This window comes from Pseudomonas sp. SBT1-2, from assembly GCF_028640875.1.
GTDB lineage: Bacteria > Pseudomonadota > Gammaproteobacteria > Pseudomonadales > Pseudomonadaceae > Aquipseudomonas > Aquipseudomonas chlororaphis_I.
Genome location: NZ_JAQZAA010000115.1, coordinates 122,960 through 141,913, shown reverse-complemented (window position 1 = coordinate 141,913; position 18,954 = coordinate 122,960). Strand labels below are relative to the sequence as shown.

At 64.3% G+C, this 18,954-nt stretch carries 17 protein-coding genes; 9 read left to right on the top strand and 8 right to left on the bottom strand.

Translation table 11 applies throughout. The features are described from left to right. The first annotated feature begins 13 nt into the window (after positions 1-13). From bufB to PVZ78_RS29350, 3 genes are read left to right on the top strand one after another with little or no spacing between them, the layout of a single operon-like run. Positions 14-898, top strand: a complete 885-nt coding sequence (gene bufB / locus PVZ78_RS29360; RefSeq protein ID WP_273829653.1) for an MNIO family bufferin maturase — start codon at positions 14-16, stop codon at positions 896-898. Then, the gene (locus tag PVZ78_RS29355) at positions 895-1,665 is read left to right on the top strand and encodes an HvfC/BufC N-terminal domain-containing protein (protein ID WP_038583924.1); all 771 of its coding nucleotides are present in this window, start codon (positions 895-897) and stop codon (positions 1,663-1,665) included. The genes bufB and PVZ78_RS29355 overlap by 4 nt, the downstream gene beginning before the upstream one ends. A 2-nt stretch (positions 1,666-1,667) precedes the next feature. Beyond that, entirely contained in the window at positions 1,668-2,177 is a 510-nt protein-coding gene (locus PVZ78_RS29350) for a DoxX family protein (protein ID WP_096373238.1), read from the top strand. A 246-nt stretch (positions 2,178-2,423) separates the two neighbouring features. Here PVZ78_RS29350 and PVZ78_RS29345 read toward each other — a convergent pair whose 3' ends face one another. Beyond that, positions 2,424-3,332 (bottom strand): LysR family transcriptional regulator, encoded by a 909-nt coding sequence (locus PVZ78_RS29345; RefSeq protein ID WP_028681807.1) that lies wholly within the window; start codon positions 3,330-3,332, stop codon positions 2,424-2,426. A 106-nt stretch (positions 3,333-3,438) separates the two neighbouring features. Here PVZ78_RS29345 and PVZ78_RS29340 point away from each other — a divergent pair, with 106 nt between their 5' ends. The 3 genes from PVZ78_RS29340 to PVZ78_RS29330 all read left to right on the top strand — a co-directional run bounded on the left by PVZ78_RS29340 (position 3,439) and on the right by PVZ78_RS29330 (position 6,630). Further along, positions 3,439-4,038 carry a short chain dehydrogenase gene (locus PVZ78_RS29340; protein ID WP_016702050.1) on the top strand — a complete coding sequence of 200 codons (600 nt, stop codon included), beginning with the start codon at positions 3,439-3,441 and terminating at the stop codon, positions 4,036-4,038. Between the two features lie 184 nt (positions 4,039-4,222). Next, entirely contained in the window at positions 4,223-4,906 is a 684-nt protein-coding gene (locus PVZ78_RS29335) for a COG3650 family protein (RefSeq protein ID WP_009047378.1), read from the top strand. 110 nt (positions 4,907-5,016) lie between these two features. Beyond that, the gene (locus tag PVZ78_RS29330; protein WP_016702048.1) at positions 5,017-6,630 is read left to right on the top strand and encodes an NAD(P)/FAD-dependent oxidoreductase; all 1,614 of its coding nucleotides are present in this window, start codon (positions 5,017-5,019) and stop codon (positions 6,628-6,630) included. Positions 6,631-6,779: 149 nt separating this feature from the next. On the opposite strand, the gene PVZ78_RS29325 is transcribed toward PVZ78_RS29330, so the two are convergent. Further along, positions 6,780-7,874, bottom strand: a complete 1,095-nt coding sequence (locus PVZ78_RS29325) for a PLP-dependent cysteine synthase family protein (protein ID WP_009047376.1) — start codon at positions 7,872-7,874, stop codon at positions 6,780-6,782. Positions 7,875-8,198: 324 nt separating this feature from the next. Between PVZ78_RS29325 and nhaA the strand changes: the two genes are divergently transcribed. Next, positions 8,199-9,386, top strand: a complete 1,188-nt coding sequence (nhaA, locus tag PVZ78_RS29320; RefSeq protein WP_273829652.1) for a Na+/H+ antiporter NhaA — start codon at positions 8,199-8,201, stop codon at positions 9,384-9,386. Between the two features lie 79 nt (positions 9,387-9,465). Here nhaA and PVZ78_RS29315 read toward each other — a convergent pair whose 3' ends face one another. Next, complete coding sequence (locus PVZ78_RS29315) at positions 9,466-9,930, bottom strand: glycine zipper 2TM domain-containing protein (protein ID WP_007923357.1); 465 nt, start codon at positions 9,928-9,930, stop codon at positions 9,466-9,468. Between the two features lie 173 nt (positions 9,931-10,103). Between PVZ78_RS29315 and PVZ78_RS29310 the strand changes: the two genes are divergently transcribed. Continuing rightward, positions 10,104-10,340, top strand: coding sequence for a hypothetical protein (locus PVZ78_RS29310; protein ID WP_009047374.1), 237 nt, complete (start codon positions 10,104-10,106; stop codon positions 10,338-10,340). A gap of 12 nt (positions 10,341-10,352) precedes the next feature. On the opposite strand, the gene pdxH is transcribed toward PVZ78_RS29310, so the two are convergent. The 5 genes from pdxH to dinG form a co-directional block, all read right to left on the bottom strand. Further along, on the bottom strand, positions 10,353-11,000 hold the full coding sequence (gene pdxH / locus PVZ78_RS29305) for a pyridoxamine 5'-phosphate oxidase (RefSeq protein ID WP_009047373.1): 648 nt from the start codon (positions 10,998-11,000) through the stop codon (positions 10,353-10,355). Positions 11,001-11,031: 31 nt separating this feature from the next. After that, entirely contained in the window at positions 11,032-12,204 is a 1,173-nt protein-coding gene (locus PVZ78_RS29300; RefSeq protein ID WP_016702045.1) for an OmpA family protein, read from the bottom strand. 140 nt (positions 12,205-12,344) lie between these two features. Further along, positions 12,345-13,490: an EstA family serine hydrolase gene (locus PVZ78_RS29295; RefSeq protein WP_028681810.1), complete on the bottom strand. Its 1,146-nt coding sequence runs from the start codon at positions 13,488-13,490 to the stop codon at positions 12,345-12,347. Positions 13,491-13,707: 217 nt separating this feature from the next. After that, entirely contained in the window at positions 13,708-16,119 is a 2,412-nt protein-coding gene (locus tag PVZ78_RS29290; protein WP_273829651.1) for a beta-galactosidase, read from the bottom strand. A 92-nt stretch (positions 16,120-16,211) separates the two neighbouring features. Then, positions 16,212-18,356: an ATP-dependent DNA helicase DinG gene (gene dinG / locus PVZ78_RS29285; protein ID WP_273829650.1), complete on the bottom strand. Its 2,145-nt coding sequence runs from the start codon at positions 18,354-18,356 to the stop codon at positions 16,212-16,214. A gap of 99 nt (positions 18,357-18,455) precedes the next feature. On the opposite strand from dinG, the gene PVZ78_RS29280 reads away from it, so the two are divergent. After that, entirely contained in the window at positions 18,456-18,920 is a 465-nt protein-coding gene (locus PVZ78_RS29280; RefSeq protein WP_009047368.1) for a CopD family protein, read from the top strand. The last annotated feature ends 34 nt before the right edge of the window (positions 18,921-18,954 follow it).

Genomic DNA, 18,954 nt, shown 5'->3' with positions numbered 1-18,954 from the left:
GTCGATGATGAACATGGCCGTACCACTCCCCCTCCATCCCGCCACTCAGGCGCCCCTCTCCAGCCTGCCGCAACGCGCCGGGCTGGGGCTCAAGACCGAGCACTTTCGCCAGGTCCTGAGGGAACAGCCCGATATCGGTTTCTTTGAAGTCCATGCGGAAAACTACATGGTCGCCGGCGGGCCGTTCCATCACTACCTGGGGTTGATCCGCGAGCAGTACCCGCTGTCGCTGCACGGCGTCGGCCTGTCGATCGGCGCCGAAGGTCCGCTGGACCAACAGCACCTCAAACGCCTGGCGGTGCTGATCGAGCGTTATCAACCCCAGTCCTTTTCCGAACACCTGGCCTGGTCCAGCCATGGCCCGGTGTTTCTCAATGACCTGCTGCCACTGGCCTATGACCGGCCGACGCTGAACCGCGTCTGCGAACACATCGACCAGGTACAGAACACATTGCGCCGCCCCATGCTGCTGGAGAACCCGGCCACCTATCTGGAGTTTCGCCAGTCGAGCATGGACGAGGCCGAGTTCATCCGCGAGGTGATAGACCGCACCGGCTGCGGCCTGTTGCTGGACGTGAACAATGTCTACGTGTCGTGCATCAACCACCGGCGCGACCCGTTGGCCTATATCGATGCCCTGCCGTTGCACGCGGTGGGTGAGATTCACCTCGCCGGCTTTGCCGAAGACACTGACAGCCTGGGCGACCGCTTGCTGATCGACGATCACGGCGCGCCGATCGATAACGCCGTGTGGGCGCTGTACCTGCGGCTGCTGGAACGGATCGGGCCGACCGCGACCCTGATCGAGCGCGACAACCAGGTGCCGGCGTTTTCCGTGCTGCACGCCGAAGTGCGCCAGGCGGATGAGCTGCTGCAATGCGCCAGGAGGCTGCCGTGAACACACAAGCCAGCTTCGCCAGCGCCCTGCTCGACCCCGAGCAGCCCTGCCCGGCGGGCCTGTACTGCGGCAACGGCGCCGACCCGGCCAGCCGCTTCGCGGTGTACCGCAACAATGTGCAGAGTTCGCTGATCAACGCCCTGGCCGATGCCTATCCGGTGGTGGCGCAACTGGTGGGCGATGAGTTCTTCCGGGCCATGGCCGCGCTCTACGTCAGGCGCTTCCCACCCACCAGCGCCGTGCTCAGCGACTATGGCCATGACTTCGCCGATTTCATCGGCGGTTTCCCTCCCGCCGCCAGCCTGCCTTACCTGGCCGATGTCGCGCGCCTGGAACGCCTGCGGGTCAGCGCCTATCACGCCGCCGACGCCTGCCCGGTACAACCGCAGCAGATCGCCGCAGCCATGGCCGAGCCTGCAACCCTGGGGCAATTGCGCCTGGAGCTGCACCCTTCGCTCGGCCTGCTGGAATCGGCCCATCCGGTGGTCGCCTTATGGGCCGCCCACCAGGGCGATGGCGACTGGCAGGCGATCGACTTGCAGCAAGGACAAAACGCCCTGGTACTGCGTCACGACCTGGAGGTCGAAGTGTTCGCCATCGACGCCGGAGTCGCCTGCTTCATCCACAGCCTGCACCACTCCCAGCCGCTGCAGGTCGCCGCGGCCAATGCCTTGGCGGCCGATCCGGCATTCGAGCCGAGCCAGGCCCTGGCGCTGTTGATCGGTCGCGGCGCCATCACTCGCCTGTCCCCCCATTCCGAGGTTTGAACATGGACACCCACTGCACCAAACACCACCCGCTCAGCCACGGGGTGAACCGACTCATCCAGTTGCTGGAGCGTATTCCCCACAGCCTGATCGCCTTTATCGCGCGCTTCTCGATTGCCGCGGTGTTCTGGAAATCCGGCCAGACCAAGGTCGAGGGCCTGGCCATCGATCTGTTCTCCGGGACGTTCGAGCTCGGCATGCCGCGCCTGGCCGACTCGACCATTCCCTTGTTCCAGAGCGAGTACCGGGTACCGCTGCTCTCCCCCGAACTGGCCGCGCACCTGGCGGCATTCGCCGAGCATCTGTTCCCGCTGCTGCTCCTGGTCGGTTTCGCCACGCGCTTCTCGGCCCTGGCACTGCTGGGCATGACCCTGACCATCCAGCTGTTCGTCTACCCTGACGCCTACCCGACCCACGGCACCTGGGCGGCGGTCCTGCTGTACCTGATGGCCCGCGGCCCCGGCAAGCTCTCCATCGACCACCTGATCGCCCGCCGCTACCAGCGACCTTGACCCTCTGTCCCTGTAGGAGCGCAGCTTGCTCGCGATGAACGATAACGCGGTTTTTCAGACAGTCCGCGGTGCCGCCATCGCGAGCAAGCTTCGCTCCTACAGATTTGATCGCCCACCGCTGTAGCTGTAGCCGCTGCCGCAGGCTGCGATCGGGTCCGAAGGACGCGCAAGGTCTCAAGATCGCCGAGGCCCTTCGGGCCTTGCGCAGCCTGCGGCAGCGGCTACAAGGTCCATCGCAGCATCAAGTCAGAGGCGATCCAACGCTTCGCCGCTGCGCTTGAACCAGCCGATCAGGTAATCGGCCAGGACCTGGGTGCGCCTGGGCAGCCCGCCCTGATACGGGTGCACCAGGTACATCGGCATGCTGCGGGTCTGGTAGTCGCGCAGCAGCCCGCGCAAACGCCCATCGGCCAATTCCGCCTGCAGCAGGTAGGACGGCAGCCGGGCGATCCCGGCGCCCACCAGCGCGGCCTTTTTCAGCAGGTTGTAGTGATTGCTGGCGAAGGGCCCCGACACCCGCACCCGCAACAGCTCGTGCTGCTGGTGATAGAGCCACTCCTCACGACCGCTGTAATGACTGTTGAGCAGGCAGCGATGCTCGGCCAGGTCCCTGGGCGTCTGCGGCTCGCCATATTGCTCCAGGTAGGCCGGGCTGGCGCAGGTCATCTCGTGCCAGGCCAGCAGCGGCCTGGCCACCAGCCGCTGGTCGTTGGCCACCTCCGAGCGGATCGCCAGGTCGAAGCCGTCCCGGGTCAGGTCGCGGTAGTTGTTGTTCAGCTCCAGCTCGATCTGCACCTCGGGATACTGCCGGGAAAACTCCAGCAACAGGCCCTCGAAAAAGGTCTCCCCCAGGGACACCGGCACCGTCAGCCGCACCGGCCCGGCCATGTCGTCCTTGAGCCGCGCCAGCGCCTGGCGCGCCCGCTCGACCTGGACCAACAGCGCCTGGGCCTGGGGCAACAAGGCGGCGCCCGCCGCGGTCAGGCTCAAGCGGCGCGTGGTGCGCTGCAACAGCACGACCGAGAACTGCGCCTCCAGGGCGCTGATGCGCTTGGACAATTGCCCCTTGCTGCAACCCAATTGCTGGGCGGCCAGGGTGAAACTGCCGGCCTCGATCAGCACGGCGAACGCCGCCAGGTCATCCATCTCGCTCACGGATTGTTTCCATTTGAAAACCAAAGGTTGCCTATTAGTGCGCTAATCAACGGGAAAAACCAGCACTAGACTGCAACCTCGTTCAACCCACGCGAGGAACAGCCCCATGAAAATTCTTCTGATCGGCGCCAACGGCACCATAGGTTCAGCGGTCGACAAAGAGCTGTCGCAGCGTCATGAAATCATCCGCATTGGCCGTACCAGCGGTGATTTCCAAGTGGATATCAGCGACAGCGCCTCGATCCGCGCGCTCTTCGAGCAAACCGGCACATTCGACGCGCTGATCTGCGCCGCCGGCAATGTCACCTTCGCGCCACTGGGCGAGATGAGCGAACAGCACTTCGCCCTGGGCCTGCAGGACAAGCTGATGGGCCAGGTCAACCTGCTGCTGATCGGTCGCGAGTTCGCCAACGACGGCGCCTCGTTCACCTTCACCTCCGGCATCCTCAACCGCGACCCGATCCGCAGCGGCGCCTCGGCAGCCCTGGTCAACGGCGCCATCGACGGTTTCGTCCGCGCCGCCGCCATCGAGTTGCCGCGCGGCCTGCGGGTGAACTCGGTAAGCCCGACCGTGCTGGTGGAGGCCATGGACAGTTACGCCCCGTACTTCCGTGGCTATAAGCCGGTTCCCGGCGCCGACGTGGCGCTGGCCTACGCCAAGAGCGTGGAAGGCCTGCAGACCGGCCAGACCTATATCGTCGGCTGACCCACATGGATCTTCTGTAGGAGCAGCCGGTCGACGCTCGATTGCTCGCGATAGCGGTACGCCAGTCACACCGCAGTACCTGCATCGCCGGCAAGCCTGGCTCCTACAGAGGCGCGATTGGATCCGGGGTTGTGATGAACGGTCAGGCTGCGTAACGTGGCGGCACTTGATTGGAGACCCGACGATGCGTGCCGCCCGTTCCCTTGTTTGTATTGCCCTGCTCCCCCTGTTTGCCGGTTGCCAGATGCTGTCGGTGTTCGATGGCCAGCCCCGGACGCAGTCCCAGGCCGGCCAGACCCGCATGCAGGGCACGCTGACCGCCGCCGACGGCCAGTTGCTGTTCAAGCCTTGCGTCGGCGAGCAGCGTTATGTGGTCAAGGACAACGGTGGCACCAGCATCCTCCAGGAAGCCGCCAGCCTGGCCGACCAGCAGGGCACGCTGTTCGCCGACCTGCGCGGGCACTTTTCCCCGAGCAAGGCCGGCGGCGCCGACAGTGAAGTGGCGCTGAGCCAGTTGTATCGCGTCGAACGCTCGAGCGATGCCTGCGGCGATCCCGACTTCCCGCGCCTGATCCTGCGGGCCAGTGGCAAGGCTCCGGACTGGAACGTCGATGTCAGCGCCAAGGGCATGCGCATCGAACGCGCCGGCCAGCCGGCACTGGCGCTGCCTTACCTGGAAGAGCAACTGGGCGACGGCCGCTTCAACCTCAGCAGCGAAGCCAACAACCGCCATGTCGAACTCTGGGTCGCGCCGCAGCGCTGCGTGGACAGCAAGACCGGCAGCGTGCAGCACCTGACCGCGGAATTGCGGGTCGATGGCCAGGTCCAGCGCGGTTGCGCCTATTTCGGCGGCTCGCGCAGCGACTGAGGCGACGGACAACCGTTTTAACCTCACGGGGTCCGGGCTTTGCGGCTTATAATCGCCGGTTTGTAAAACCGCCCTGACGCATTGGTGCGTCCCGCGAACCGGACCCTGTCATGTTACGAATCACCGAACTCAAGCTGCCGATCGACCATCCCGATGAAGACCTGCGCCCTGCCATCCTGCAGCGCCTGGGCATCGCCAGCGAGGACCTGCTCGACTTCACCCTGTTCAAGCGCAGCTACGACGCGCGCAAGAAGTCGTCCGAGCTGTGCTTCATCTACACCCTCGATCTGAACGTGCGTGACGAGGCCAAGCTGCTGCACAAGTTCGCCGACGACCGTAACGTCAACCCGGCGCCGGATGTCAGCTACAAGGTCGTCGGCCAGGCGCCCGCCGACCTGGCGCAGCGCCCAATCGTAGTGGGTTTCGGCCCCTGCGGGATTTTCGCCGGCCTGCTGCTGGCGCAGATGGGCTTCAAGCCGATCATCCTCGAGCGCGGCAAGGAAGTGCGCCAGCGCACCAAGGACACCTGGGGCCTGTGGCGCAAAAGCGTGCTCAACCCGGAATCCAACGTGCAGTTCGGCGAAGGCGGCGCGGGGACCTTCTCCGACGGCAAGCTGTACAGCCAGATCAAGGACCCGAAACACCACGGTCGCAAGGTCCTGCACGAGTTCGTCAAGGCCGGCGCGCCGGAAGAGATCCTCTACGTCAGCAAGCCGCATATCGGTACCTTCCGCCTGACCGGCGTGGTCGAGAACATGCGCCAGCAGATCATCGCCCTGGGCGGTGAAGTGCGCTTCGAGCAACGGGTCACCGACGTGCTGATCGAAGACGGCCAACTGGTCGGCGTCGAGCTCAACAGCGGCGAACAGATTCACTCGAAACACGTGATCCTGGCCCTGGGCCACAGCGCCCGCGACACCTTCCGCATGCTCCACGGCCGTGGCGTGTACATGGAGGCCAAGCCGTTCTCCGTGGGTTTCCGCATCGAACACCCGCAATCGCTGATCGACAGCGCGCGCCTGGGCAAGTACGCCGGTCACCCGAAACTCGGTGCCGCCGACTACAAGCTGGTGCACCACGCGAAGAACGGCCGTTCGGTCTACAGCTTCTGCATGTGCCCGGGCGGCACCGTGGTGGCGGCGACTTCCGAGCCGAACCGCGTGGTCACCAACGGCATGAGCCAGTACTCGCGTAACGAGCGCAACGCCAACTCTGGCATCGTGGTCGGCATCACCCCGGAAGTGGATTACCCGGGTGGCCCGCTGGCCGGCATCGAGCTGCAGGAACGCCTGGAATCCCACGCCTTCGTGCTCGGCGGCAGCAACTACGAAGCCCCGGCGCAACTGGTCGGCGACTTTATCGCCGGCAAGCCATCCACCGCCCTGGGCAGCGTCGAGCCGTCCTACAAGCCGGGCGTCGCCCTGGGTGACCTGGCGCTGGCCCTGCCGGACTTCGCCATCGAGGCGATCCGCGAAGCGCTGCCGGCCTTCGAGCGGCAGATCAAGGGTTACTCCCTGCATGACGCGGTACTGACCGGGATCGAGACCCGCACCTCGTCGCCGCTGCGTATTACCCGCGACGAATCGATGCAGAGCCTGAACGTGAAAGGCCTGTACCCGGCCGGTGAAGGCGCCGGTTATGCCGGCGGCATCCTGTCGGCCGGGGTCGACGGGATCCGCATCGCCGAAGCGGTGGCGCGCAACATCCTCGGCATCGAGGCGTAAAAAAAGGCCTATGCCAGGGGGAGATGCCCCCCTGTAGGAGCGAGCTTGCTCGCGATGGAGGCCAACGATAACGCGGGGCATCTGAAACACCGCGTTGTCTTGATGTTTTTCGCGAGCAAGCTCGCTCCTACAAGGGCGGGCTTGCAGCCTCAGATGCCAGCGCGCAATACGCTGGCCGGCAACGCCTCGCCACGCTCCACACTCGCTGCCACCGCCTCGATCAAGGCCGTCAACTGGTAACCCTGGGCGGTCAGCCAGTCCTGATCGTAATAGGTGGTCGCATAACGCTCGCCACCGTCACACAGGATGGCGACGATCGAACCACTCTCGCCGGCCTGTTTCATCTGCTGCGCCGCCATCAGCGCGCCGATCAGGTTGGTCCCGCTGGAACCGCCCACCCGCCGCCCCAGGCGCTGCGCCAGGTAATGCATGGCCGCCAGCGACAGGGCATCCGGCACCTTGACCATCGCATCGATCACCTTGGGCAGGAACGACGCCTCGACCCGTGGCCGGCCGATCCCTTCGATGCGCGAACCGCAATCCAGGCGCAGGCTGGCGTCACCGCTCTGGTAGTAATCGAAGAACACCGAACGCTCGGCGTCGGCGCAGAGTACCCGGGTGCAATGCTGGCGATAGCGCACATAACGCCCCAGGGTAGCGGTGGTGCCGCCGGTGCCCGGGCTGGAGATCAGCCATTTGGGCTCCGGGTAACGTTCGAAGCGCAGTTGCTGGAAGATCGACTCGGCGATGTTGTTGTTCGCCCGCCAGTCGGTGGCGCGCTCGGCGTAGGTGAACTGGTCCATGAAATGCCCGCCGCTCTCCCGGGCCAGGCGCTCCGATTCGGCGTAGATCTGCGTCGGGTCCTGCACCAGGTGGCTCTTGCCGCCGTAGAAGGCGATCTGCGCGATCTTTTCCTGGGACGTGGTGGCCGGCATCACCGCAATGAACGGCAAGCCCAGCAGGCGCGCGAAATAGGCTTCGGAAATCGCCGTCGAACCGCTGGACGCCTCAATCACCGGTGCCCCGGGCTTAAGCCAGCCGTTACACAGCGCATAAAGGAACAACGAACGCGCCAGGCGATGCTTGAGGCTGCCGGTGGGATGGCTGGACTCGTCCTTGAAATACAGCTCGATGCCCGGTAGCCCCGGCAGGGGCAAGGGGATCAGGTGGGTATCGGCGCTGCGCTGGAAATCGGCTTCGATGATCCGGATGGCCTCGCGGGCCCACTGACGGTTGTCGCTCATGGTGTTTTCTCGTTGGCTCGAACGCCACACAGGACGCAAAAAGATGATGTGCACCCAGCATAGGTGATCCAGGCACAAGGAAAATCAGGTGCTGCAACAGGCAAAAGTCCCCGGCCCGTCGGGCTGGGGCCGGACATGTTAAGAAACATCCCCGGTCGCTCACAGGTACAGTTTTGAATCAATTGGATACACAACTGCTAGGCTGGTTTTCCAGCGGGCCGCTGCTCTGCTACATATAACAAAAAAGAATATAACTTTTGTTTTAACAACTAACAGTACGGGTTAGGGTGTGCCACCTTTTTAGTTTTCTGATGGAGAGCGACCTTGCCTCTGCGTAGCACTTTCACGCGTTTCTTTCAGTTGGAAGCTGCCAGCGGTCTGTTATTGATTGCCGCTGCCGTGCTTGCCCTGATCATCAACAACTCACCGCTGTCCTGGCTGTACAACGGCCTGCTGGACACTCCCGTGGTCGCCCAGATCGGCGCCCTGAAAATCGCCAAGCCCCTGCTGCTGTGGATCAACGACGGCCTGATGGCCATGTTCTTCCTGCTGATCGGCCTGGAGGTCAAGCGCGAGCTCCTCGACGGCCACCTGTCCAAGCCTTCGCAGATCGTCCTGCCGGGCGCCGCCGCCATCGGCGGCATGGTCGTGCCGGCGCTGATCTACTGGTTCCTCAACAAGGACAACCCGCCGGCGCTCAGCGGCTGGGCGATTCCCATGGCCACCGACATCGCCTTCGCCCTCGGCGTGCTGGCCCTGCTGGGCAAGCGGGTGCCGGTGTCGCTGAAACTGTTCCTGATGACGCTGGCGATCATCGATGACCTGGGGGCCATCATCGTCATCGCGATTTTCTACTCCGGCGCCCTGTCGACCCTGTCGCTGATGCTCGCCGCGGCCTGCCTGGTGGCGCTGGTGGCGATGAACCGTTTGGGGGTGGTCAAGCTCGGGCCGTACATGATCATCGGCCTGATCCTCTGGGTCTGCGTGCTCAAGAGTGGCGTCCACGCGACCCTGGCCGGCGTGACCCTGGCGTTCTGCATCCCGCTGCGTACCCGCAATGCCGAGCCTTCGCCGCTGCTGAGCCTGGAGCATGCGCTGCATCCATGGGTGGCATACGGCATCCTGCCGCTGTTCGCCTTCGCCAATGCCGGCCTGTCGCTGCAGGGCATTACCGTGGAAAGCTTCACCCATTACGTGCCCATGGGCATCGCCATCGGCCTGCTGCTGGGCAAGACCGTCGGCGTGTTCGGCCTGACCTGGCTGGCGGTGAAGATGGGCCTGGCCGCCCTCCCCGGCGGCGCCAACTGGGGCCAGGTGCTGGGCGTGGCGATTCTCTGCGGGATCGGCTTCACCATGAGCCTGTTTGTCGGCTCCCTGGCCTTCGTGCCCGGCAGCAGCGAATACGCTGGCATGGACCGCATGGGCATCCTCACCGGCTCGCTCTTCGCCGCCCTGATCGGCTACGCCGTAACGGCCGCGGCCAGCCGCAAGAACCCACAATTGCCGGCATAACCACCGGAGTTGCCAGGGCTGAAAACACAAAACCCCGACCAGTTGCCTGGCCGGGGTTTTGTTTTGTCGCGGTTAACCCTTAGTGGGCAACACGACTGGTGCCGTTGACACTCATGATGCGCACGCGCTCGCCAACGCGGAACACTTCGTTTTGTTCAACTTGTTGTACATAGGCACGCATGCTGCCGTCGTCTTCACGCACGGTGATTTCCACGCCCTGGGTACGGGTCAGGCCTTCCTCGGTGGCGGAACCGATCAGGCCGCCCGCCACCGCACCGATGACCGCCGCCACGATGCTGCCTTTGCCGCCGCCGATGGCGCTGCCGCCAACGCCGCCGACCGCTGCACCGGCGAGGCCGCCGATCGGGGTCTTGGTGCCTTCGATTTTCACCGGACGCAGGGATTCGATGGTGCCCATGCGAACGGTCTGTACGCGACGCGCCTCGTCACGGGAGTAAGAGTCACCGGACAGGTTGGATTGGCAACCGGTGAGCAACATGGCCATCGTGGAAAAGGAAGCAACCAGCAAAACAGACTTACGCATAGGATCAACTCCAAAGGACAGATAATCATTAAACTCCGCAGCTTGACGCCTGTCACGGCATCGCCCGGATAAAATTGGTTCCATTCAGCAGCAGTACAGACTGCATGCATATAAAAACTCTTCACACGGTAGCGCTTATTTCCCGAGTTGCGCCACCGACCAAAGGATTTTCCATGGATTACTTCATCATCGTCGTGACCACCGTTGCCGGCCTGTACTTCCATTGGTGGCTGTATGTACGGATCAAGCGCTGGATGGACCGGGACCTGGCGCTATCGCTGGCCGGCGGGGACGAGAAGAAAAAATCCTTCATGCTGCAACAGCTGGCGAATGCCCATCGCCAGAAAGTAAAACGCCGGGACCTGCCACAGTGGCTTGAAGCCGCCGCGGCCGGTTATCCCGGCGAATGAGCTGATTCGGGTTCAGGGGGCCAGGCGCTCACGCACCCAGTCGGCACCTTGCAGGCGGTAGTTCAGGCGATCGTGCAAACGGCTGGCACGCCCCTGCCAGAACTCGATGCGCTCCGGTAACAGGCGATAACCTCCCCAGTGCTCGGGGCAATGGGGCTGGGTATCGCTGAAGCGCTCCTCGGTGTTCTTGAGCAGAGCTTCCAGTTCCTGGCGATCGGCGATCACCTGGCTCTGCGGCGATGCCCAGGCGCCCAGGCGGCTGCCCAGCGGGCGGACCTGGAAGTAGGCATCGGACTCCTCGGCGGTGACCTTGACCACCCGCCCCTCGATACGCACTTGGCGCTCCAGGGCCGGCCAGAAGAAGGTCATGGCGGCAAAAGGCCGTGCGGCCAGTTGCTGCCCCTTGGCGCTGTCGTAGTTGGTGAAGAAGGTGAAGCCCTGCGCATCCAGCCCCTTGAGCAGCAGGATGCGGCAATGAGGGCGCCCCTCTTCGTCAACGGTCGCCAGGGTCATGGCGTTGGCCTCGACCGGCGGCTGCTCGGTTTTCACCGCCTGTGCGAACCACTGGTGGAACAGCGTGAAGGGCTCGACCGGAGCCTGGGCTTCGGTCAGTCCGTCACGGGTGTAGTCGCGGCGCATGTCCGCCAGTCCCTGGGTCATTGCTGGTTCCTTTTGCCCGATGCCTGATGAATCAGTTCTTCGCCTGTTCGGTCGCTGCCTTGGCCGGAGCCTTGGCAGTGGTGGTTTTCTTGGCAACGGCTTTCTTCGCCACAGGCTTCTTGGCTGGGGCTTTTTTCGCCGGGGCGGCTTTCTTCGCGGCGACGGCTTTCTTCGAGGAAGCAGCAGGAACGACCGACTTCACATCCTGTACGGCAACCAGTTCAGCCTCGGACGGGGTCGGCTGGTTGTACTTGCTCAGCAGGGCCAGCATGGTGCTGCGCTGGGTGACGATGATTTCCACACGACGGTTCAGCGCACGACCTTCGGCGCTGTCGTTGGCCGCGCGAGGCATGACCGAACCCATGCCACGCAGCATCAGGCGATCACGCTTGAGGCCAGTGAGGCTGAAAATCGCGGCAACGGACTGCGCACGATCACGGCTCAGCTTCTGGTTGGCCGCTGCGGCACCAGTAGTGTCAGCATGGCCCAGGACCAGCACGGAAGTCTTGGCATCGGTACCCACGGCCTTGGCCACGCGAGTGAACGGGCTCAGGGTGACCGGCAGCAACATGGCCGGGCGATCCGGGTTGAACGAACCGTCGACCGGAGCGGTCACCACCAGGGTGTTCTCGCGACGCTCCAGTTGCAGGCGGCTGTCCTTGATGGCTTCACGCAGGCGTGGCTCGTAGTCGTCCAGCCAGGCCTGGGTGATTTTTGGATCCGGCATCGGGATGTCTTTCACGTCTGCCTTGGTCGGAGACGTGGGCTGCTGGTTGAAAGGCCACCACCAGTTGCCGGTCTCGGTCTTGGCGACCTTCGGCGCCGCGGTCGCGGCGTCCGTCTTGGCCTTGGCGTCGGCTAGCGGCTCTTTGACTGCGTCTTTGCTCGCGTCCTTGGAAGGGAACGGCCACCACCAGTTGGTGGTCTCGGCCTTGGCGGCCGGAGCAGCGGCGGAAGCGGTTGCGGTTTCGACCTTGGCTGCGGCAGGAGCGGTCGCGGACTTGGCGGTGGAGGTGGCGGCGGACTTGGCCGCGGAAACTTCGTTGGCAGCTGCTTTTGCTACCGGTTGCACCGCTTCCTTGCTGGCGGTCTTATCGGAACCGAAAGACCACCAGTGCCCTCCTTCTGCGTCATTTTGTGGAGTTTGTGCACAACCGGTGACAGTGAGGCAAAGAGCCAAGGCTAAAGACTTGTTCGACGACATGGGATATCCACAAAATGAGATCAAAAATTACGGTCTCTACGAACCGTACAAACAGACGCTTTGAAAGTATAAAAGCCACAGGGTTCCTTTCTGATGCCTTTACTCATGTTTAGGCAAAAAAAATCCTGACAGCAACCTTTTTACAGACAATCCGACAGAACCCTCACCAACTTCTGCGCTCTTGGATCCATCAGCACGTATGGCCCCAGGGTATTGGTGACAAAACCGAAGGCCACATCGTACTCAGGATCGGCGAAACCGATGGAGCCACCCGCTCCCGGATGACCAAACGCACGAGGGCCGAGACCGAAGGTCGCGTTGGCCACCTGCGGCTGGTCAAGCATGCAACCCAGGCCGAAACGGGTCTGGGTCAACAGGGTCTTGTCCATGCCGACGCTGTGTTCGCGAGTCAGCTCTTCGAGCATGTCCGCTTCCAGCAGGCTGCCATCGAGCAGGCCGCTGTAGAACCCGGCCAGGCTGCGGGCATTGCCATGGCCATTGGCCGCTGGCTGTTGCATGCGCCGCCATTCCGGCTTGTTGGTACTGGTCATGATCGACGGCGGGTTGGTGAACGCCCGGGTGGTCATGGCCGTGGGTTCGCGCATGGTCACTTGCAGCAGGCGCTGTGCGGCCGCGTCGCCGACATTGCCCTTGCCCCGGGCGATATGCGCCACCCGGTAAAACTCCTCGTCGGGCAGGCCAACGAAAAAGTCCAGCCCCAGCGGCCTGGCGACCCGCGCCACGATGGATTCGCCGGGACCGCGCCCGTCAGCCCGACGCAGCAACTCGCCCACCAGCCAGCCGTAGGTGATGGCCGCATAACCGTGGCCTTCGCCCGGCGTCCACCAAGGGGCTTGCGCCGCGAGGGCATCGACCATGGTTTGCCAGTCGTAGAGCGCTTCCGGCGCCAGCAGCTCACGCAAGGCCGGCAGCCCGGCCTGATGGCAGAGCAACTGACGCAGGGTGATCGCTTCCTTGCCGGCCGCGGCGAACTCAGGCCAGTACCGGGCAACCGGTGCGTCCAGCTGCAACTTGCCTTCGGCCACCAGTTGCAGGGCGGTGACCGCGGTGAAGGTCTTGGTGCAGGAAAACAGGTTGGCGATGGTATCGCAGTGCCAGGCTTCGCTGCCGTCCTTGTCGGCGGTGCCGGCCCAGAGGTCGATCACGGTTTCCCCGCCGATCTGAATGCACAACGCCGCACCGCGTTCCTGGGGATCCTCGAAGAGGGCCGCGAAGGCCTCGCGCACCGCTTCGAACTTAAGCTCGTAATGACCCTGAATCTGCACCCGTAACTCCCCGGACCATGCTCTACAAAGTGGTGCGCATTGTTCCAGCCCTTGAGGGTTTTGGGAACAGAAGCGAGCCCGGCGGTGATCCACCGGAAGAATTGTTCAGAAATCGACGGACATTGAACGCGGCGCGGGCCGGCCAGCCCCTACGAGTGAGTGTAGAGGCGGACCGGCCCACGCGGGGAAGCCGTACCCTAAAGGCCTGGCTCAGCGATCAATGGCCATTCGCCGAATGACCACCCGCATGGCCGCCGCCCTGCCCTGCACCCTTGCCATCATGGCCCGGCTTGCCGCCGTCGGCGGCATGACCCGCGGCCTTGGCCTTCCCGGCTTCCTTGCCCAACTGGTCGAGGGCCTGCAGGTTGCTCTTGCGCACACTGTCGACAAAACCCTGGAACGGCACATCGGTGATGCCCACCAGGCCGAAATGGCCGTTCTCGCCGTCCAGCAGGCGACCGGTGACCGGCTGATCGAGGTACTGGAACCAGTGCACGCCGACAATCGACGGCTCGCTCAGCGCCTGCTTGAGGAATTGGGCATAGGCCGGACCGCGATCCTCCTCCCGCACCAGCTCGGTCACGCCCCCCCAGAACGGGCCGCGATCCCTGGAACCGAAGTTGAACTCGGTGATCAGGACCGGCTTGTCCAGCGTGTTCAGCCGGGCAAAGTCGTAACCGTCCTGCGGCTTGAGGGTGTACATGTTGAAGCTCAGCACATCGCAGTACTGGGCACAGGACGCCACCGCCTCGGGGGTGCTGATGGCGAAGCGTCCGCCCAGCAGCAGGTGATTCGGCGCGTGCCATTTCAGCGAATCGGAAATGGTCTTGAAGTACGTGTCGGCAAAGACCTTCTGGAAGTATTTGAAGTCGGCTTCGATCTCCGGATGCTCCGGGCTAGGCAAAGGCGGCTCGAACCCCGGATCTTCCATCAGCTCCCAGGCGGTCAGGTTGATGCCCCAGGCCTTCGACAGGCCCTCCTGGTTGCGGTACTTGTCGCGCAGTTGCTTGAGGAACGCGCGCTTGGCCGGCACGTCGGTGGTCATGCGCAATGTGCCGTAGGCCAGGGCATAACGCGCCTTGGGGTCATCGCCGGGGCCGGCCCAGGCCAGTTCGTTGTCGGCGAAGTAGCCGATCAGCCATGGATCGTCGCGGTGATCGCGGGCGGCAATGGCCACGGCGCGCTCGGTGGCCATGGCGAAACGCGGATCGAACGGATCGGGCATGCCGCCCCACCAGTCGGTGCCGGTGCTGATGCTTGCATAGTCGCCGACGATCGACAGCGGCAAGGTGTAGGGCACACGGTCGTTCAGGCCCAGCGCTGGCGCGCTCCAGTTGCCGATGGTGTTGAAACCCCAGGCCTGCAGGCGATCCAGGGTGTGGCTGGCCCAGCGCTTCTGGTCCAGGGCTGCAGCAGGGCAAGGTGCCGCGGCTGGCGATTCACTGCCCTGCTCGGCCTGGGCCTCCTGGGCGTCGGCCTTGGCGGCGTCCGCCACACCGGCCTGGGTTTCGCTGCCCGGGGTGCAAGGCACACCGTAGGTGCGTTGCAGGTTGGCGCCATAGAAGTCGTACCAGCGGCCGGCGTTATAGGCGCGGCCCCGGTCGGCGCCATTGCCGCCGCGGTTGTCGCCTTCGCCGTAATAACCGGCCAGCGGTTCGCCGATGTTAGGCAGTGTCGAGAACATCCATTCACGGCCGGCGATGTAAGTCTGGCTGTCGTCCGCCGCGACCGCATTGACCCCCAGGGAATAGAACGGATGCCCCTCGGGCGTCACCAGATACCAGCGGCCATCGCGCTTCTCAGTACGGAAGAAACCACTGGCCTTGAAGGTCGGCCCATTGCTCCAGCCGCCGAAGGTGTCCAGGGAGGAACGCTCGCGTTCGGCCAGCCAGGTTTTCAGCTGCTGCTGTTCCTTGGTCGCGGCGGCCTTGAGCTGTTCGTCGCTGGCGACCTTTTCCGGCCACTTGGCCCGGGTCGACTGGCCATAGGCATCCACCAGGCCACCGTAGGCGGCCTTGACCACCGCCTCACCGTCCTGCACGCCAAAACGTTCGAGCAGGATGCTCTGGGCGGCTTTCGGCTGATCCATCGACAAGGTCACCGACACCACCTGGCTGCGATCCAGCTCGCCTTCGCTGCTGGCCAGCAGCACGCGCTGGCCTTCGAAGGTCATCGGCATCGGCGGGCCGGCCTTCATGCCCTGGCTCAGCGGCGAGCTGGCAACCAGCGGCACCAGCAGGGTCTGCGCCGGGCCGGCCGGCAGGTCGATGCGGCTGAGCAGGGTCTTGCCGTCATTGCTCTGGATCTTCACGTACAGGGTCAGCGCCCAGTTCATCGCGCTCTGGATCCGCAGGCTCATGGCCCCGGACTGCGACCAGTCCCAGGCGCCCGTCTGCGGGGTCAGGCGCAGGCTTGGCTGAATCGCCGGGTTGAACGTCACCCGGCGCAGCACTTCGCCCTCGGCTGTCTGCTCCGCGTTGGCTTGCGGCAGGCTGGCATCCTGTGTCGCTACCTGCACCACGTCGGCAGGCCGGACAAAGTTGAACAGCGTCTGTTGCCCTGCCGGCGCGGCAAGCAGCGGCGTAGCGAACAACAGCGCAAGGACAGCGGGTAACGAACGGCGAATCATAGGGACCTGGTGCTCCTTAACGACCGATGAACGGCCTGTGTGCAATCAGTGACTGCAATAGACAACGCGACCGGCCCACAGGCCGGCCGCGCTCAGGAAATTTCCCGGCGGAACGGCGGCAACGCATTGAGGATAGCCTTGCCATAACGCTGGGTGACCAGGCGCCGGTCCAGCAGGGTGATGGTGCCGCGGTCCTGCTCGGTACGCAGCAGGCGGCCGCAGGCCTGGACCAGCTTGAGCGAGGCGTCCGGCACCGAGATCTCCATGAACGGGTTGCCGCCCCTGGCTTCGATCCACTCGGCCAGCGCGGCCTCCACCGGATCGTCCGGCACCGAGAACGGGATCTTGGCGATCACCACGTGCTCGCAGTAGGCCCCGGGCAAATCCACGCCCTCGGCGAAGCTGGCCAGGCCGAACAGCACGCTGGAATCACCGCCATCGACCCGCGCCTTGTGCTTGTTCAGGGTTTCCTGCTTCGACAGGTTGCCTTGAATGAACACCTGCTTGCGCCAGTCGCGGTCGAGGCCGTCGAACACGTCCTGCATCTGCTTGCGCGACGAGAACAGCACCAGGGTGCCCCGCGAGCCCTCCACCAGCTCCGGCAGGTCGCGGATGATCGCCGCGGTGTGGGCCGGCGCATCCCGTGGGTCGGCGCGCAGGTCGGGGACCCGCAGCACCCCGGCGTCGGCATGATGGAAGGGGCTGGGCACCACCGCGGTCACGGCCTTTTTCGGCAGCCCGGCACGCATGCGGAAGCGATCGAAGGTACCCAGGGCGGTCAGGGTGGCGGAGGTCACGAGCGCGCCATAAGCCACGTTCCACAGGTTCCGACGAAGCATCTCCGCGGCGAGGATCGGGCTGGCGTTGACCTCGATGTCGAACAGTGAGCCGCTTTCCGCCAGGGTCAGCCAGCGCGCCATCGGTGGGTTGTCTTCCGGGTCGTCGGTGGTGAAGGCGGTCCACAGCTCCCAGTTGCCCGAGGCGCGGGACAACAGGCTGCCGAACAGTGGGTACCACTCCTCGGCCTGGTTGCTGGCGATGCCGATGTTGACCTCGCCGTCCATGCCTTCCTTGAGCAAGTCGGTCAGGCGGGTGAACAGGTCGGTCAGGCGCGAGAAGCCTTTCTTCAGTTCGATGCCCATTTCCCGCATATGGTCGGGGATCAGCCCGCCGACGAAACGATGGCGCGGCCGCTCGCGGCCTTCCATGTCTTCGCCGGTCTTGAAGTCGGCCAGTTGCTCGCAGGCGGTGAACATGAACTGCTGCTGGGTCTTGATCTCCCGCGCCAGCTCCGGCACCTGCTCGATCAGCTTGCCCAGGTCGCCCGGCAGCGGGTGCTGGGCCAGCAGCTTGGTGAGGTTCTTGGCGGTCTGTTCCAGCCAGTCGGCGGTGGAACGCAGGCGGGTGTAGTGGGCGAAGTGGCCGATGGCCTTGTCCGGCAGGTGGTGGCCTTCGTCGAACACATAGAGGGTGTCGCGCGGGTCCGGCAATACGGCGCCACCACCCAGGGCCAGGTCGGCCAGGACCATGTCGTGGTTGGTGACGATCACGTCGACCTTGCCCATGCCTTCGCGGGCCTTGTAGAAGGCGCACTGGCCGAAGTTCGGGCAATGGCGGTTGGTGCACTGGCTGTGATCGGTGGTCAAGCGCGCCCAATCGGCGTCTTCCAGGGCGGTGGGCCAGCTGTCGCGGTCACCGTCCCATTTATTGCCGGCGAGCTTCTCGATCATGCTGGTGAACAGCTTCTGACTGGCCTCGTCGACCTCGATCTTGAAGCCTTCTTCTTCGAACAGCTGGGCGGTGGCGGTTTGCGCGTGGCCTTCCTGCAGCAGCATGTCGAGCTTGGACAGGCACATGTAGCGACCACGGCCCTTGGCCAGGGAGAAGGTGAAGTTCAGCCCGCTGTTGCGCATCAGGTCGGGCAGATCCTTGTAGACGATCTGCTCCTGCAGGGCGACGGTGGCGGTGGCGATCACCAGGCGCTTGCCGGCGGCCTTGGCGGTCGGGATCGCCGCCAGGCTGTAGGCCACGGTCTTGCCGGTACCGGTGCCGGCTTCCACGGCCACCACGGCCGGGTCGCCGGAACGCCGGCCTTCGTCGTCGGTGTCGACATCGCCCAGGACCTTGGCCACTTCGGCGATCATCAGGCGCTGGCCGTAACGCGGTTTCAGGCTCTTGGCTTCGAGAAAACGCGAGTAGGCGCCCTGGATCGTGGTTTTGAGTTCGTTGCTGATCATGATTCTTCGGGCGCGAGAAACGCTGGATAAATTTTCAGTGGTTCGGATCGGCCGCTATCATACCCCGCTAATTCATCCCGCGCAGAACGGAGTACCCGAATGACAGCCTTTGCCCTTGCCTACACCCTGCATGTCCTGGCCGCCCTGGTCTGGGTCGGTGGCATGTTTTTCGCCTGGATGGTGTTGCGTCCCGCGGCGGTGGCCGCCCTTGAGGGGCCGGCGCGGTTGAAGCTGTGGGCAGAAGTGTTCCCACGGTTTTTCGTCTGGGTCTGGGTCGCGGTGGTGCTGTTGCCGATCAGTGGTGTCGGCCTGATCCACCTGCGGTTCAGCGGCTTCGAGACCGCGCCGCGCTATGTGCAGGTGATGATGGGCCTGTATGTGGTGATGACCGCGCTGTTTATCCGGATCCAGTCGTTGCAGCTGCCAGCGCTGCGCCAGGCGGTGGCGGCCGAGGACTGGCCGGCGGGGGCCACGACCCTGGGCAATATTCGGAAATTGGTGGGGATCAATCTGATCATTGGCTTGTTGCTGGTGGCCGTGGCGGCGGCCCGGCCGATGTTCTAAAGGCGGATAGCGGGAGAAGCATCGCGGGCAAGCC

Coding starts and splice junctions, on each gene's coding strand:
- dinG (WP_273829650.1), bottom strand. CDS start 18,356: ATGATCAGCAACGAACTCAAAACCACGATCCAGGGCGCCTACTCGCGT.
- PVZ78_RS29315 (WP_007923357.1), bottom strand. CDS start 9,930: ATGCGTAAGTCTGTTTTGCTGGTTGCTTCCTTTTCCACGATGGCCATG.
- PVZ78_RS29290 (WP_273829651.1), bottom strand. CDS start 16,119: ATGATTCGCCGTTCGTTACCCGCTGTCCTTGCGCTGTTGTTCGCTACG.
- bufB (WP_273829653.1), top strand. CDS start 14: ATGGCCGTACCACTCCCCCTCCATCCCGCCACTCAGGCGCCCCTCTCC.
- PVZ78_RS29325 (WP_009047376.1), bottom strand. CDS start 7,874: ATGAGCGACAACCGTCAGTGGGCCCGCGAGGCCATCCGGATCATCGAA.
- PVZ78_RS29300 (WP_016702045.1), bottom strand. CDS start 12,204: ATGTCGTCGAACAAGTCTTTAGCCTTGGCTCTTTGCCTCACTGTCACC.
- PVZ78_RS29310 (WP_009047374.1), top strand. CDS start 10,104: ATGGATTACTTCATCATCGTCGTGACCACCGTTGCCGGCCTGTACTTC.
- pdxH (WP_009047373.1), bottom strand. CDS start 11,000: ATGACCCAGGGACTGGCGGACATGCGCCGCGACTACACCCGTGACGGA.
- PVZ78_RS29350 (WP_096373238.1), top strand. CDS start 1,668: ATGGACACCCACTGCACCAAACACCACCCGCTCAGCCACGGGGTGAAC.
- PVZ78_RS29340 (WP_016702050.1), top strand. CDS start 3,439: ATGAAAATTCTTCTGATCGGCGCCAACGGCACCATAGGTTCAGCGGTC.
- PVZ78_RS29335 (WP_009047378.1), top strand. CDS start 4,223: ATGCGTGCCGCCCGTTCCCTTGTTTGTATTGCCCTGCTCCCCCTGTTT.
- PVZ78_RS29330 (WP_016702048.1), top strand. CDS start 5,017: ATGTTACGAATCACCGAACTCAAGCTGCCGATCGACCATCCCGATGAA.
- PVZ78_RS29280 (WP_009047368.1), top strand. CDS start 18,456: ATGACAGCCTTTGCCCTTGCCTACACCCTGCATGTCCTGGCCGCCCTG.